The organism is Murimonas intestini, from assembly GCF_024622195.1.
Classification (GTDB): domain Bacteria; phylum Bacillota; class Clostridia; order Lachnospirales; family Lachnospiraceae; genus Murimonas; species Murimonas intestini.
Genome location: NZ_JANKBI010000017.1, coordinates 86,443 through 101,918, shown reverse-complemented (window position 1 = coordinate 101,918; position 15,476 = coordinate 86,443). Strand labels below are relative to the sequence as shown.

Sequence of the window (15,476 nt, the reverse complement as noted above, 5' to 3'; positions counted from 1 at the left end):
AAACTGTAAGTTAAGTATATAATTGGAATGAGATATTGTCTATTGACGAAAAACACAATTTACAAATATGTTTTTTAGAGGTTCAGGCTTCCTTATCCCTGTCATCTTGAACATGATTCAAAAGCCGCGGCTTATCTGGAGTTATGGAATCATCCCCAGTTAAACAGCGCAATTGTATTTTTATTAAACAGGAATTTAGACGGTGCTGTTATCACAAACCACAGCGTCCATCAGGGCACTTATATGCACAGCAGACTTTTTGAACATATATGTATTCATCCTGAAGGACCTATGTGTTACTGTGGAAACCTATCGGGCCTAATATTAGGCCCGATATCGTGAATACTTCTTACTATGAAATTTTCTGGAGCTTTTCGCTATGCTCCGATAACCCCTTTTTCATTAACTTAATATCCTCTTGAATGTCTTCAATCGACATCCTTGCGGCTGTAAAGTCATCAGCCGCCGGCAGATAATGTTCCGCTAGTGTTTTTATCTGCGGTTTGATGTCATTTTCAATATCAAGCCGGATCTTTTGGATTTCCAGCTGGAGCTGATGGTACTCGTGTTACGGTTCACTCTGTGACCAGTAACATGCTCCGCAATGCACAGAAACGGCAAAAACGCCGTTTCACGCTGCAAAACCAGGAATTTTTTGGCTTAATTAATACTTCTTAAACAAAACTCTTACAATACGTAAATATTTGTAGTGCATATTAAGTACATCAAAACAAACAAGTTTACAGTAAAGGTAAAGAAAAGGAGTCAGAAATGAAAAACAGAATTTATTTAATAACAGGAGCTGCAGGATTTTTAGGAAGCCACGTATGTGAAGAACTTTTAGAAAGAGGAGAAAGGGTGCGTGCCTTAGTCCTCAACGGGGATAAATCTGTAAAATATGTTCCAAAGGCTGTAGAAATTGTGACAGGTGACCTTTGTGACGTGGAATCACTGGATAATTTTTTTACAGTAGATGGGGAGACGGAGACAATAGTCATCCATTGTGCAAGCATGGTGACAGTAGACCCTGCATACAATCAAAAATTAATGGATGTAAATGTGGGCGGGACAAAGAATATCATCGATCAGTGCCTGAAGCATAAAGAATGCAGAAAGCTGGTATATGTCAGCAGTACAGGGGCTATCCCGGAACTGCCGAAAGGACAGAAGATCAAGGAGGTGTACCAGTTTACGCCCATTGATAAGAAAAAACAGGTGGGCTGCTACAGCCAGTCAAAAGCTATAGCCACTCAGGCGGTACTGGATGCAGTGAATGAGAGAGGGCTGAATGCCTGCATCGTACATCCAAGCGGTATATTAGGCCCAAAGGATTACGCAGTGGGACAGACTACAGGAGTGATCATCCAGATCATGAACGGGGAGATGCCGATAGGCATGGCAGGTTCCTTTAATTTATGCGATGTCAGGGATCTGGCGCACGGATGCGTAGCCGCCGCCGATAAGGGAAGAAAGGGGCAGTGCTATATATTGGGAAATAAAGAAGTGACATTAAAGGAAGTATGCAGAATGCTGAAGGAGAACAGCCAGTGCAGCACACCTCTGTTTTATCTGCCTATAAAGCTTGCAATGAAGATTGCGGGAAGCATGGAGAAGAAGGCACAAAAAACCGGGAAAATGCCTATTATGACCACCTTCGCAGTATATAATCTGGACCGTAATAATACATTTGATTATTCTAAGGCAGAGCAGGAGCTGGGCTATACGACGCGCCCATATGAAGAGACTTTGCAGGATGAAGTGAACTGGCTTATAAAGGAAGGACTCATAAAGGAAAGAACGGTCAGCAGAAGGGTGGCAGCAGAATGAAAAATGTATGTGTGATCACAGGAGGAGGCAGCGGCATGGGGCTTGCCGCCGCACATATCATGGGGAAGGACCATTTTATTATTTTGGCTGGGCGAACAGCTTCCAGATTAGAGAGTGCAGTAAAGGAGTTAAGAGATGAGGGGATTGAGACAGAGGCATTTGCAGCGGATGTGAGCAGCAGACAGTCAGTTGAAAAGCTGGCGGAGTATGCAGCAGGCTGCGGAAGGGTAAGGGCGCTGATCCATTGCGCGGGGCTCTCACCCCACATGGGAGATGCCAGACTGATTATGCAGGGGAATGCGCTGGGAACGGTGAATATAGACGAGGTTTTTTATGAGATCATGGGGGAAGGATCCTGCATATTAAATGTTTCATCCATGTCAGCTTATCTGACGCCTCAGTTTATTATGCCGAAAAGATTATATAAACATGCTTTGACTGACATTGAAAAGTTTTTGAAAAAAATAATGGGATTTATCAGGCTTATGCCCAGATCCCAGCAGGCAAATGTAGCCTACGGCATATCTAAAAATTTCGTGATCTGGTACACAAAGAAGATGGCGGAGAAAATGGGCGGAAAGGGTATACGCATCCTGTCAGTTACGCCGGGAAATTTTGAGACCCCCATGGGCAGACTGGAGTCAAAAGAAGCGTCCGAATATATCAAATACTGTGCTATTAAACGGTTTGGCAGACCAGAAGAGATCGCGGAACTTATGGCATTTTGCGCCAGTGAAAAACCAGGGTTTCTTACTGGCGCTGATATTATTTGTGACGGGGGCTGTGTGGCAAGCGGAGTCAATCCCTTAAAAAATATATTATAATAAGTATTTCGTAAGAAGCTGGAAAAGCTTATCAATATCAATAGGCTTAGTCATGTATTCATTCATTCCAACAGACAAAGCAAGAGCCTTATCCTCTGTAAAGGCGTTTGCGGACATGGCAATGACCGGTATAGTATGGGCGTCCTCTCTGTCCATAGCGCGTATTTCTTTTGTAGCTGTCAGTCCGTCTTTTACAGGCATGCGGATGTCCATAAGGACTGCCATATAATAGCCGGACGGCTTTGAGGCAAAAGCCTGGATGGCAAGCTCACCATTGATGGCAGTATCCACTTCCAGACCCTGGAATTCCAGAAGAGATTTAGCGATTTCCATATTAAGGTCATTATCCTCCACAAGAAGAACTTTCTGACCGCCAAGATGGTAGGAGGGCAGTTTTTTCCTCTCTTTGGGTGAGATATCCAGATTCAGGAGCGTGTCATAGATGGTGGACTGCAGCAGCGGCTTGGAAATAAAGAAGTCTGCGCCGGCGTTCCTTGCCTCAGCTTCGATACTCTTCCAGTCATAGGCTGAAATAATGATGATCATTGTATCAGGACCAGTCAGCTGCCGGATCCGTTTTGTAGTCTCAAGGCCATCCATATCCGGCATTTTCCAGTCGATCATGGCCAGATCATATAATTCCCCTTTTTCTGAGGCGGCCCGGACTTCATCTATAGCCTTGAAGCCTGAATCCACCCATGTGGAACGGGCTCCTATATTTACCAGAATGGCACAGGCCTGTTCTCCCACGACCGCATCGTCGTCCACAATAAGTACATTCAGGTCATGCAGAAGTTCACGGGACTTGCGGTGCTGTTCATCCATATATCTGTCCTGGGTCAGTTCTAACGGAATGGAGACTTTAAAGGATGTCCCTTCATCCGGTATACTGTTTACTTGAATAGTTCCATTCATCAGCTGTACCAGGCTGTATACGATTGAAAGTCCAAGGCCGCTTCCAGCTTTGTTCCGGGCCAGGTCATTCGCTTCCTGTTCAAATGGCTGGTAGAGCTTACCCATAAATTCGCTGCTCATGCCGATGCCTGTATCTTTGACAGTGATATCAAGATAAGCATAGCCGTTTGTCCGGCGGGATTCTCTGAGATCCAGGATGATCCTGCCGCCTGCCGGTGTGAATTTGACAGCATTTGAGAGAAGATTCATGAGGATCTGATTGATCCTTAGGGAATCTCCGATATAGTAATGCTCCAGCGGCTCTGTATGGTAGATTTCAAAATCAACATTTTGGGAACTGGCCTGGGGATAGATGATGGATGTGACGGAATTGACCAGTTCTGTAAAGTCAAACCTGCTGTTGGTAATAGTCATTTTCCCCTGCTCAATCTTTGACATGTCCAGTATGTCATTGATCAGTGTGAGCAGATATCTGGAGGAGGCATCGATCTTATTGAAACAGTCCAGTACCCTGCTCCTGTCATCTATTTTCAGCTGTCCTATAGTGCTCATTCCGATGATGGCATTTAAAGGAGTCCTGATATCATGGCTCATGCGGGAGAGAAAATCAGACTTTGCATTATTTGCCGCCTTGGCCAGAGCCAGGGCATCCCTCAGAAGCTGCTCCTGACGGGCCTGCTGGGAACGCTGGTCGTCCAGAACCCGCAGCAGTATGACAGCCAGAGGAGCGTCACCATAAGGGTTCTCTACCTGGACAATGTGGGCGGAGACCCAGTGATATTCATTGTCACGTCCTTTTTCCTGTAGTTCGGTATAAATCTCAGGATTCTGGTTATTAAATTGTTCCAGAATATTATCCTTCGAGAAGGTCTTAAGGAATACTTCTTTGTATGAAGGATGGATGTTGGAAAGTGTCTCCTGTATCATATCTTCATAATTTCCGGAAGGCTCATGAGTAACAATATAATTTCCGGAAGAAATACACTTATAGGAATTATCTGACAGATTTACATTCATTATGAGAGGGTAGGCAGTAAATATGGCAGCGCGCAGCAGCTGATTCTCAAGCAGCTGTTCCTGTTCATGCTCCAGCTGTAGAAGCTTTGTCTGAGTAATATCATTAAATACTGCCTGTATGACTTCTTCCCCGTTGGCATTGATGACGCGCTCCATGTAGACATTGATAAAACAGTGTGAGCCGTCTTTCCGGGTCCCTTCACGTTCATATGATACATGTCCGCCGTTTTTGGAGAGATCTGTTACCAGGTCTGTATATTTAGAGCGCTCATCCTCCAAAACACAGAGGAAGGGGTCAGTTACTTCCGCCCAGTACTCATCCTGAGTATATCCATAGATCTCCCAGGCCATCCTGTTGGCATGGATGATTTTATGTGAGCTGTCAGTGGTAAACTGGATGATTCCGCACGGAACTGTATTATAAAGCTGTGTCAGAAATTTTGCCTGGCGGGATATCTCTTCGTTGGCCTGCTGAAGAAGCAGATCCTGATTCTTCTTCTGCGTGATATCCGTGATAAAGCAGGAGAGGGCTATTCCGCCTTCCTCTGTGGTAATGTATTTGCCCACGTCCATCATCCAGGCCACAGTGCCGTCTTTTCGCTTCACCCGGTATTCAACAGTATAAGCCCCCTTGGCAGACAAGGACTCCTCTGTGGACTTCTGCATGGGACAAAAGTCTTCAGGGAGTATAAAGTCCCGGCAGGAATAATTATTATGTATCCTGAAATCAGAGGCATTTTCATAGCCCAGTATCCGGCAGAGGCCTTCGCTGATCCAGTTGATCGTAAAGTCCTGATCGAAATTACAGATCAGCATACCGCCCGGAAGCTGCGGCTGCATGAGCTCAATCTGTGCGTTCTGCTCTGACAGCAGAGCCTGCATCTTTTTATAAGATTCCCTGGCGGCACGCACAGGGAACAGCTCATCATTTTCTATAGCGCTGAAAGGAACGGAGTTGTGTATATGTACAGTCTGAAACCTGTCCTGTATGCGCCTGAAGATAAAGGTGACCCTCTGGCGGGTATTTAAACTGGCATTACTTGTCTCTATAGCTTCCAGATAGCTGTCGCCCTCACAGAGGTAATAGTTCTCTCCAAGGCCCCGGACAACATAATGCTCATCTGTCATACGAAAAGGGATGCTTTCAGCGCCTTCGGCCAGGAAACATTCACTGACGGCTTTACGTCCCTCTGCTTTTTGAGCCTCGCCTGCACCCAGCCATACGATATCTTCCGCAAAGGTGGAGACAAGAAAATCCACATCATTGTCACAAAAATACCGCGTCAGAATCTCGCGGGAAAAATCAATTATTTCTTTTTCTTCTTCAAATGTCATATAGATAAAACTCCTTTGCAGCTGTAAAATACAGGTTATCTACTTATTTTATCATATTGAGGGGCATTTGCAAGTTGAAAGTAACAGTTCAGCCTTTCACTGTTCCGCGAGGTGTTTTCATGCATTATGCACGAAAATCCCGAGAATTGCAGCGCCAAAATGCTGTAAACAGCATTTTGTGTGCATCGCGGAGCGTTGTTATAGGTCAGACGGCTGCCGAATGGCAGACGGCTGAACTGTAACAGTTTAAACACCTGTCTTTTCTCAAATCCCAGTTACATTATTTCCTATATATTGACATAATACGATGAAAATTATATAATCAGGTTAAATGTTTTTGAGTCATATATTAATATAAATAGTAGAGATAAGTTCCGCTTATGCGTAATAAAAGGGAAGCCAGGTGAAAATCCTGCACAAGTCCGTTACTGTGAAAGTCAGATACCTGCTTATTTCTTAAAACTGTTTTTTGCCGCGGCAACCGGCTAAGACAGAGATGTTCCGCCCTCAAGGCTGCGTTGCTCGCAATGGCAGGTTTGGGGGCGGTCGTGTTTTGGGAGGAAAAGCATTGGAATATAAAAACGGCCTTGAAGGAATGTATGTGATAAAGGACAATAAAAAGCTCCGCTATGGCTACACCACAGGCTCCTGTGCTGCCGCGGCGGCTAAGGCGGCGGCAATGATGCTGTTCCTGGACAGGGAGGTCAGAACAGTTGACCTGCCCACCCCCAGGGGAATCATGCTGCACCTGGCAGTGGAGAAGATATGCAGAGAAGAGGGCAGTGTCTCATGCGCAGTCAGGAAGGACGGCGGAGATGACCCGGATGCCACACACGGGCTGTATATCCATGCGAAGGTGAGTCTCCGGGACGGAGATAAGATCGTCCTGGACGGAGGGCTGGGCGTGGGCAGGGTGACTAAGCCGGGACTGGAACAGCCCGTGGGAGCCGCTGCCATTAACAGAGTGCCCAGGCAGATGATAGAAAAAGAGGTGGCTGATGTCTGCGAAGAGCAGGAATACAGAGGCGGCCTGAGGGTAGAGATATTTGTCCCGGGCGGCGAAGAGACAGCCAGGAAGACATTTAACCCCAGGCTCGGCATTGAGGGAGGGATATCCATACTGGGGACAAGCGGCATTGTAGTTCCCATGAGCGAGGCAGCCCTGATCGCCAGCATCCGGCTGGAGATGGAGATGAAGAAAGCCAATGGGGCAGAATATCTTCTGATCACCCCGGGAAATTACGGGGCGGATTTTATACGTCAGAATATGGTCCTGGATGTGGAGAATTCCATGAAATGCAGCAATTACGTGGGGGAGACCCTGGATATGGCGGTTGAGCTGGGAATAAAGGGAATCCTGATCGTGGCCCATATAGGTAAGTTTATTAAAGTGGCGGGAGGAATCATGAATACTCATTCCAGATGCGCTGATTCCAGGGCTGAGCTGATGGCGGCAGCGGCAGCCAGGGCAGGGGCCGGGATTGAGACGGTCAGGGAGATACTTGGTACCATCACCACAGAGGAGGCGGTGGGTATTCTGAAGAGGGAAGGCCTTATAGAATCCGCCATGGCGGAGATAACGAAGAGGGTGAGATATTACCTTCAGCACCGCTGCCAGGGTGCGCTGCAGACAGAAGCCATTTTGTTTTCCAACCAGCATGGATATCTGGGAGAGACAGAAGGGGCGGAAGAACTGATCAGGCATTTTGAGAAGCGCAGTATATAAAATTAAGGATAAAGGAGAAATTACATGAAAGGGATATTATATGGATTAGGAATCGGGCCGGGGGATCCTGAACTGCTCACGTTAAAAGCAGTGCGCCTGATCAGTGAGAATGAAGTAATTGCAGTGCCGGGAGAAGAGGCGGAAGAGACAGTGGCCTACAAGATTGCCGTACAGGCAGTGCCCCAGCTTAGGGAAAAAGAGCTGCTGGCCGTTCCGATGCCAATGACGAAAGACCCCGGGGTGCTGGAAGAGAATCATGAGAAGGCGGCAAAAAAGGTGAGAGAGTATCTGGATATGGGAAAGAATGTAGTATTTCTGACACTGGGTGACCCGACTGTATACTCTACATATCTATATGTACATAAACGTGTGGCAGATGCAGGATATGAGACAGAGATCGTCAGCGGCATTACCTCATTCTGCGCTGCCGCAGCCAGAATGAATATGGGGCTTGTGGAAAAAGCTGAACCTCTCCATGTAATCCCTGCCTCCTACCAGGTGGAAGAAGCCCTGAAGCTGCCGGGAACAAAAGTACTCATGAAGGCGGGACGCCAGATGGGAAAAGTAAAGGAGCAGTTAAAGGAGCTGGACGCCAGCGTTGTCATGGTGGAGAACTGCGGCATGGAAAATGAAAAGGTGTACAGAAGCGCAGAAGAGATACCTGAGAGTGCGGGCTATTATTCACTCATTATAGTAAAAGAGAATTCAGATAAAGGAGAAAAATAAAATGGTACATTTTGTAGGGGCCGGATCAGGAGCGCCCGATTTAATTACAGTGAGAGGGATGAATCTGCTTAAAGAGGCGGATGTGATCATATATGCCGGTTCTTTAGTGAATCCCCAGCTTCTGGATTATAAAAAAGAAGGCTGCCAGGTTTACAACAGTGCAAAGATGACGCTGGAAGAGGTGCTGGAAGAGATTTTCAGGGCAGAAGAGGAAAATAAAATGACTGTCCGCCTGCATACAGGGGATCCATGCCTGTATGGGGCTATTCGTGAACAGATGGATGTTCTGGATGAGAGAGGAATAGAATACGACTACTGCCCGGGGGTAAGCTCCTTCTGCGGCGCAGCTTCGGCATTGAATCTGGAATATACGCTCCCGGATGTGTCCCAGAGTGTGATCATCACCAGGATGGCAGGGAGGACTCCTGTGCCTGAGAAGGAAGAGATAGCATCTTTTGCAGCACATCACGCCACAATGGTTATTTTCCTGAGCACAGGCATGCTGGAAAAGCTTTCTGAAAGGCTGATTGAAGGAGGATACACGGCAGATACTCCGGCGGCTGTTGTATATAAGGCTACCTGGGAAGACGAGAAGGCATTTGTGTGCACTGTGGGAACTCTTGCAGAGACCGCCAGAAAGAATAATATAACAAAAACAGCGCTTATGATCGTGGGGGATGTGGTGAGCCACAGCCATTATAACCGTTCAGAACTGTACAATCCTGCATTTACTACGGAGTTCAGGGAAGCCAGCGTGAATAGTGCCGGTTTTGAGAGGACTGAGGCGAGATGAAAAATCTGGCTGTTATCAGCTTTACAGAGAAGGGAGGCCGTCTGGCTGGCCAGATCGCCCGGGCATTGTCTTTAGCAGGCTTTGTCTGTGAGGCATGGGGAATGAAAAAATATGCTGCAGCCTGCGGCGTCACACCGCTGGAGGAAGGCTTAAGAGAGTGGGCAGGGCGTATGTTCAGGGAGGCCGACGGCATCCTTTTTATCGGCGCCGCAGGGATCGCTGTCCGCGCCATCGCCCCTTATGTGAAGGACAAGAGAGAAGATCCGGCAGTAGTAGTTATGGATGAAAAAGGAATGTTTGTAATCCCGCTGCTGTCAGGTCATCTTGGAGGAGCCAACGAGCTTGCAGGGATATTGTCGAACCTCACAGGAGCTGTCCCTGTCATCACCACAGCTACTGATGTGAACGGCAGATTTGCAGTAGATATCTTTGCTAAAAAGAACAGGCTTTACATAGGCAGTATGAGACTTGCAAAAGAGATATCAGCGGACGTGCTGGATGAGAAGAAAATCGGGTTTTACAGTGATTTTCCTGCAGCCTCAGATATTCCCCGGGAACTGTGCCCTGTGGGAGAAAATGAAGTATTTGAGGGTACCAACGGGATCTGTGTCACCCTTGATGAGAAAAAATGTCCCTTTAAGCAGACGCTTCATCTGATCCCCGGGATAGTCACGGCGGGGGTAGGATGCAGAAGAGGGACAGGCGCTGATGTGATTGAAAAAAAGGTTCTGGAAGTTCTTGAAGAGAATGGGCTTTCCATTCATTGTCTCGAGAGTCTGGCGAGCATAGATCTGAAAACGGATGAAAAAGGAATGATCATGTTCAGTGAAAAGTATGGGATTCCTTTTAAGACGTATACAAAGGAAGAGCTGGAGGCTGTTCCTGGAGAATTTGAAGAATCTGAATTTGTGCGCTCTGTGACGGGCGTGGGGAATGTATGTGAGAGAAGCGCCCTCCTTGGAAGCGGGATGGGAAAGCTGGTAAATAAGAAAAAATCCGGGGACGGCGTTACTGTAGCGCTGGCCGTAAAAGAATGGAGTGTTGACTTTGAATAAAATATATGTAGTCGGAATAGGACCGGGAGAATATGAGCAGATGACAATGAGGGCGGCAAATGCCCTGAATTCCTGCGATACCATTATAGGATACACAGTATACGTGGATCTTGTGAAAGAGCATTTTGCGGGAAAAGAATTTCTCACAACTCCCATGACAAAAGAGGTGGACAGATGCGTCCTGGCTTTTGAGGAAGCTGTGAAGGGAAAAACAGTGGCTATGATATGCAGCGGTGATGCAGGTGTGTACGGCATGTCAGGCCTGATGCTGGAGATCGGGGCAGATTATCCCGATTGTGAGGTGGAGATCATACCTGGTGTGACGGCCGCCACAGGAGGGGCTGCAGTGCTTGGGGCGCCGCTGATCCATGATTTTGCCCTGATCAGCCTGAGCGACCTGCTGACTCCCTGGGAGAAGATTGAGAAAAGGCTTCTCTGCGCGTCAGAAGCAGATTTTGCCATCTGTCTGTACAATCCTTCCAGCAGAAAACGGCATGATTATCTGCAGAAGGCATGTGATCTTATGATGCAGTACAAGTCCCCGGAAACGGTATGCGGGATAGCCTGGAATATAGGGCGTGACGGTGAAGGCATGAAGGTCATGAGCCTGAAGGAGCTGCGCGATACGCAGGTAGATATGTTTACTACTGTCTTTATCGGAAATTCCCAGACAAAAGAGATAGACGGCAGAATGGTGACACCGAGGGGATACAGGCATGGCAGAGAATAAAGGCATTCTGGTCTTTGCCGGGACTACAGAAGGGCGGGAGCTGGCGGAATATCTCAGGCGCCAGCAGATAGACGCCCATGTCCTTACAGCGACAGAGTACGGGGAACAGCTGCTGATAGCCCCAGGGAATGGGGCAGATGTGCCGGGGAGTAAAGCTGATGGCAGCCCTGCCGAAAGAAGTGCCTGCCGCGGCAGAGCTGATAGTGATTTTATGGTATCTGCGGGCAGGCTTGATGCGGCACAGATGTATGCGCTGATAGAAGAAGAGAAGCCGGAAATAGTAGTTGATGCCACACATCCCTATGCTGTCCTGGTATCGGAAAACATTAGTAAGGCGTGCGCCAAGACAGGGACTGAATATGTGAGGCTGCTCAGAAAGTCCTTAGCTTTGGAGGCCGCCGGCCCTGAAACGGATAAAGCCTGCCTGCGCGAAGATGGCGCAGGGGATATGGCAGAGGGGGATACTGCGGCAGGAGAGGAACTTGATGGATGTACCTGGGTGGAATCAGCAGAGGAAGCTGTCAGATATCTGGAAGGGACGACAGGCAATGTGTTTGTCACTACGGGAAGTAAGGAGCTTTCAAAGTATACTGCGCTTACGGGATATGAGAGCCGGGTATATGCCAGGATACTGTCAGTGCAGGCAAGTATGGATGAGGCTGTGCGCCTGGGATTTTCAGGAAGCCATCTCATCTGCATGCAGGGCCCTTTCTCAGAAGAGATAAACGCCGCCATGCTGCGCCAGACAGATGCCAGATATATGGTCACAAAGGAGTCAGGCGCTAACGGGGGATTTTTAGAGAAGATACAGGCAGCCCGAAGGACGGGAGTCCACCCGGTCGTGATAGGAAGGCCGGGCAGGGAGAGGGGCAAGAGTCTGGAAGAGGTAAAGGCTATGCTGTGTGCCAGACTGCATATAAGCGTGAAGCGAAGAATTGATATGGTCGGGATCGGCATGGGAAATCCGGAAAATATGACTGTGGAAGCAAGAAGGGCATGCGAAAAGGCACAGCTTCTCATAGGGGCGGAGAGAATGCTTGAGGCAGCACAAAAAGCAGGATTTAATAAACCCTCCTTTAAAAGCTACAAGGCAGAAGAAATATATGAATTTGTAACGTCACACCCTGAATATGACCATCTGGCGGTCCTGCTCTCAGGGGACGTGGGCTTTTACAGCGGTGCAAAGAAATTATATGAGCTTTTTGACGGGGATGAAATAAATGTATATTGCGGCATTTCTTCAGCAGTATACCTGTGCGGAAAGCTGCATACCTCCTGGGAGGATGCCAGGCTGGTGAGCCTCCACGGAAGATCTTCCAATATTATCTCAGCAGTGGCCAGAAATCCCAAGGTGTTTGCTCTTGTGGGAGAGAGGGGAAGGGCGGCGCAGATCTGCAGGGATCTCTGTGAGTATCATATGGGAGATGTGACAGTGACAGTCGGGGAAGAGCTCTCTTATGAGAATGAGCGGATAGTCACAGGCACAGCGGCAGAAATGTCCGCGGCCGGGTTTGCTCCCCTGTGCGTTATGCTCATTCAGAATCAGGATGCAGATTCTACCAGGACCCATGGTATCCCCGATGAAGAATTTATAAGGGCCAGGGTTCCCATGACGAAGGAAGAGATCAGGAGCGTTTCCCTGTCTAAGCTTAAGCTGACTTCTGACTCTGTGATCTATGATGTGGGGGCCGGCACGGGATCTGTCTCTGTGGAAATGGCATTGCAGGCGGAGGAAGGCCATGTGTACGCCATTGAGAAGAAAGAAGAGGCAGCTGACCTGATTGAAGAAAATAAGCATAAATTCAAGGTGCAGCATATTACTGTTGTGCGGGGGCTGGCGCCGGATGCAATGGAGGAACTTCCGGCTCCCACACATGCTTTTATAGGAGGCTCCTCAGGGAATCTGAAAGAGATACTGGCCTGTATTTTTAAGAAGAATCCTAAGGCCAGGATCGTTATAAATGCTATTGTACTGGAAACGGTGGCTGAAGCCCTCTCCTGCATAAAGGAAATGAAGGCGGCTGATGTGGATATCGTGAGCGTGTCATCGGCAAGGTCAAAGGAAGCGGGGCCTTATCATATGATGATGGGACAGAATCCAGTATATGTGATTTCCTTTACAGGAGGTGGGGATGATGAATAACCCCAGGATACTCATAGCGGCACCGGCCAGCGGCAGCGGGAAGACGATGGTCACCTGCGGGCTTTTAAGGGCTCTGCAGAGGAGGGGGCTTGTTCCGGCCTCATTTAAATGCGGGCCTGATTACATAGATCCCATGTTCCACACAAAGGTGCTGGGAACACATTCCAGGAATCTGGACACTTTTTTTACAGATGAAGAAATGACAAAGTATCTTTTTCTAAAGAACTCCGAAGGAGCTGATATCTCTGTTATGGAAGGGGTTATGGGGTATTATGACGGGCTGGGCGGCGTGTCAGTTACTGCAAGCGCCTATGACCTGTCAAGGGCTACCAGGACACCCTCTGTCCTTCTGGTGGATGCAAGAGGTTCCAGCGTCTCAATTCTGGCTGTGGTAAAAGGGTTTCTCACTTACAGGGAGGACAGTCTGATAAAGGGAGTCATCCTCAACAGGATGTCAGGCATGCTGTATCCCAGGATCAGGAAACTCATAGAAGAGGAACTTGGCATCAAGGTTTACGGGTATGTGGAAAAGCTGACGGATTTTACGCTGGAGAGCCGGCACTTAGGCCTTGTGATGCCGGATGAGGTGGCAGACCTGGGCAGAAAACTGGATGGGCTTGCAGTGCAGCTGGAGAAGACACTGGATATAGACGGCCTGATAGAGCTGGCAGGGAGTACAGTCCCGATTTCATCTCATATAGAAAAAACCTGGATGGGAAAAAGGGACGGAACGCGCATAGGCGTGGCGAGAGATGAGGCATTCTGCTTCATGTACGAGGATAATCTGGAGCTTTTAAAAGAGCTGGGAGCTGAACTGGCGGAATTCTCTCCTCTTTATGATGAGAGACTGCCTGAGGGCATCAGCGGCCTTATTCTGTATGGGGGCTACCCTGAACTGTTTGCAGGAAAACTAAGCGCTAATACAGCTATGCGTGAGAGAATCAGGGACGCTGCAGCAGCAGGAATGCCGTGTATGGCAGAATGCGGGGGATTTATGTATCTTCATGATATAATGGAGGATATGGACGGAAATGAATATCCCATGGCAGGCGTTGTCAGGGGGAAGGCGTACAGGACTGATAAGCTTGGAAGATTCGGTTATATAGAGCTTTCTCCAATGAACTCCCAGATGCTGGGGATGGATGTGGGAACTATAAAAGCCCATGAGTTCCATTATTTTGACAGTACTGCCTGCGGTGACGCATTCCTGGCTAAAAAACCCCTGCAGGACCGCAGCTGGAGGTGCATCCAGGGAGGAAGCAGCCTGATAGCTGGTTTTCCTCATTTGTACTATTACTCAAACCCGGAAGCGGCCGGACGTTTTGTGGAAGCGTGCAGGCGTTATAAAAAAGATAAAGAAGCTGGAGGTAGAAATGGATGATGCTGTCTTTATGGGCGTTAGTCCTTGGTTTTCTGCTGGATCTGCTTATAGGGGATCCGCATTTTATATATCATCCGGTCAGGCTTGTGGGAAATCTGATCACAGTAACAGAGAAGGGCCTGCGCAGGTTTTTTCCAAAGACAAAGGGAGGCGAAACGGCTGCTGGCGTTTTTCTGGCAGTTATCGTGATCAGTGTGACAACGGCAGTGCCGGCCCTGCTTTTGTATCTGGCGGGGCGGATCAGTCCTGAAGTGCGTTTTGTGCTTGAGACAATTATGTGCTATCAGCTGCTGGCCACAAAATCCCTGAAGGATGAGAGCATGAAGGTATACGACAAATTAAAAGCAGGAGATCTTCCAGAGGCCAGGAAAGCAGTTGCCATGATCGTTGGAAGGGATACGGAGAGCCTGGATGAGGCGGGAGTGACAAAAGCCGCTGTGGAGACTGTGGCGGAGAATACTTCAGACGGAATCATAGCGCCTATGCTGTTTATGGCAGTGGGCGGCGCGGCCTTTGGATATTTTTACAAAGCCATCAACACTATGGATTCCATGGTGGGGTATAAAAATGAAAAATATCTGTATTTCGGGAGATTCGCAGCCAGACTGGATGATGTTGTAAATTATATTCCGGCACGTCTGGCAGCCTGCTTTATGACGGCTGCAGCAGCTTTTGTTTCACTTGATACAAAGGAGGCGTGGCGGATCTACAGGCGTGACAGGCGTAACCATGCCAGCCCCAATTCAGCCCAGACAGAGGCGGTTATGGCCGGGGCGCTGAATGTGCAGCTGGCCGGGGATGCCTGGTATTTTGGAAAGCTTCATAAAAAGAAGACGATCGGTGATGACACAAGGCCAGTAGAATACGAAGATATCAGGAGGGCAGACAGGCTGCTGTATGCCACAGCCATCCTGTCCCTGGTCATGTTTTCAGCCGTCAAGGCAGCGGCCTGGATGTATCTGGTATGAACTGATCCTGGATCAGCGTGTTGAAATAGAAAGACA

The 15,476-nt window shown here is 48.2% G+C and carries 11 protein-coding genes, 1 pseudogene and 1 riboswitch; of the genes and pseudogenes, 11 read left to right on the top strand and 1 reads right to left on the bottom strand.

Annotated features, from left to right (window positions below):
• Positions 1-99 precede the first annotated feature (99 nt).
• The 3 genes and pseudogenes from NSB28_RS25030 to NSB28_RS19920 all read left to right on the top strand — a co-directional run.
• Positions 100-342, top strand: a pseudogene (locus NSB28_RS25030) (ROK family protein); the annotation flags it as partial.
• A gap of 429 nt (positions 343-771) precedes the next feature.
• Positions 772-1,827: an NAD-dependent epimerase/dehydratase family protein gene (locus NSB28_RS19925; RefSeq protein WP_109748312.1), complete on the top strand. Its 1,056-nt coding sequence runs from the start codon at positions 772-774 to the stop codon at positions 1,825-1,827.
• Complete coding sequence (locus tag NSB28_RS19920; RefSeq protein WP_109748313.1) at positions 1,824-2,651, top strand: SDR family oxidoreductase; 828 nt, start codon at positions 1,824-1,826, stop codon at positions 2,649-2,651. The genes NSB28_RS19925 and NSB28_RS19920 overlap by 4 nt, the downstream gene beginning before the upstream one ends.
• Here the strand turns inward: NSB28_RS19920 and NSB28_RS19915 are convergent.
• On the bottom strand, positions 2,646-5,918 hold the full coding sequence (locus tag NSB28_RS19915; protein WP_109748314.1) for a response regulator: 3,273 nt from the start codon (positions 5,916-5,918) through the stop codon (positions 2,646-2,648). The genes NSB28_RS19920 and NSB28_RS19915 overlap by 6 nt on opposite strands.
• A gap of 352 nt (positions 5,919-6,270) precedes the next feature.
• Positions 6,271-6,385, top strand: a riboswitch (cobalamin riboswitch).
• 101 nt (positions 6,386-6,486) lie between these two features.
• On the opposite strand from NSB28_RS19915, the gene cbiD reads away from it, so the two are divergent.
• From cbiD to cbiB, 8 genes are read left to right on the top strand one after another with little or no spacing between them, the layout of a single operon-like run.
• Positions 6,487-7,644, top strand: a complete 1,158-nt coding sequence (cbiD, locus tag NSB28_RS19910) for a cobalt-precorrin-5B (C(1))-methyltransferase CbiD (protein WP_109748315.1) — start codon at positions 6,487-6,489, stop codon at positions 7,642-7,644.
• Between the two features lie 24 nt (positions 7,645-7,668).
• Positions 7,669-8,370 carry a precorrin-2 C(20)-methyltransferase gene (gene cobI / locus NSB28_RS19905; RefSeq protein WP_109748316.1) on the top strand — a complete coding sequence of 234 codons (702 nt, stop codon included), beginning with the start codon at positions 7,669-7,671 and terminating at the stop codon, positions 8,368-8,370.
• Position 8,371: 1 nt separating this feature from the next.
• On the top strand, positions 8,372-9,163 hold the full coding sequence (gene cobM / locus NSB28_RS19900; protein ID WP_109748317.1) for a precorrin-4 C(11)-methyltransferase: 792 nt from the start codon (positions 8,372-8,374) through the stop codon (positions 9,161-9,163).
• Entirely contained in the window at positions 9,160-10,218 is a 1,059-nt protein-coding gene (locus NSB28_RS19895; protein WP_109748318.1) for a cobalt-precorrin 5A hydrolase, read from the top strand. Before cobM ends, NSB28_RS19895 begins: the two co-directional genes overlap by 4 nt.
• Positions 10,211-10,948, top strand: coding sequence for a precorrin-3B C(17)-methyltransferase (cobJ, locus tag NSB28_RS19890; RefSeq protein WP_109748319.1), 738 nt, complete (start codon positions 10,211-10,213; stop codon positions 10,946-10,948). Before NSB28_RS19895 ends, cobJ begins: the two co-directional genes overlap by 8 nt.
• Positions 10,935-13,091, top strand: coding sequence for a precorrin-6Y C5,15-methyltransferase (decarboxylating) subunit CbiT (cbiT, locus tag NSB28_RS19885; RefSeq protein ID WP_109748320.1), 2,157 nt, complete (start codon positions 10,935-10,937; stop codon positions 13,089-13,091). The genes cobJ and cbiT overlap by 14 nt, the downstream gene beginning before the upstream one ends.
• On the top strand, positions 13,084-14,472 hold the full coding sequence (locus NSB28_RS19880; protein WP_109748321.1) for a cobyrinate a,c-diamide synthase: 1,389 nt from the start codon (positions 13,084-13,086) through the stop codon (positions 14,470-14,472). Before cbiT ends, NSB28_RS19880 begins: the two co-directional genes overlap by 8 nt.
• Positions 14,472-15,440, top strand: a complete 969-nt coding sequence (cbiB, locus tag NSB28_RS19875; RefSeq protein ID WP_109748393.1) for an adenosylcobinamide-phosphate synthase CbiB — start codon at positions 14,472-14,474, stop codon at positions 15,438-15,440. Before NSB28_RS19880 ends, cbiB begins: the two co-directional genes overlap by 1 nt.
• Positions 15,441-15,476 lie beyond the last annotated feature (36 nt).

What these genes read in the sequence shown, in the direction of transcription:
- NSB28_RS19925 (WP_109748312.1), top strand. Translation starts at nt 772, where the DNA reads ATGAAAAACAGAATTTATTTAATAACAGGAGCTGCAGGATTTTTAGGA.
- NSB28_RS19920 (WP_109748313.1), top strand. Translation starts at nt 1,824, where the DNA reads ATGAAAAATGTATGTGTGATCACAGGAGGAGGCAGCGGCATGGGGCTT.
- NSB28_RS19915 (WP_109748314.1), bottom strand. Translation starts at nt 5,918, where the DNA reads ATGACATTTGAAGAAGAAAAAGAAATAATTGATTTTTCCCGCGAGATT.
- cobI (WP_109748316.1), top strand. Translation starts at nt 7,669, where the DNA reads ATGAAAGGGATATTATATGGATTAGGAATCGGGCCGGGGGATCCTGAA.
- cobM (WP_109748317.1), top strand. Translation starts at nt 8,372, where the DNA reads ATGGTACATTTTGTAGGGGCCGGATCAGGAGCGCCCGATTTAATTACA.
- NSB28_RS19895 (WP_109748318.1), top strand. Translation starts at nt 9,160, where the DNA reads ATGAAAAATCTGGCTGTTATCAGCTTTACAGAGAAGGGAGGCCGTCTG.
- cbiT (WP_109748320.1), top strand. Translation starts at nt 10,935, where the DNA reads ATGGCAGAGAATAAAGGCATTCTGGTCTTTGCCGGGACTACAGAAGGG.
- NSB28_RS19880 (WP_109748321.1), top strand. Translation starts at nt 13,084, where the DNA reads ATGAATAACCCCAGGATACTCATAGCGGCACCGGCCAGCGGCAGCGGG.
- cbiB (WP_109748393.1), top strand. Translation starts at nt 14,472, where the DNA reads ATGCTGTCTTTATGGGCGTTAGTCCTTGGTTTTCTGCTGGATCTGCTT.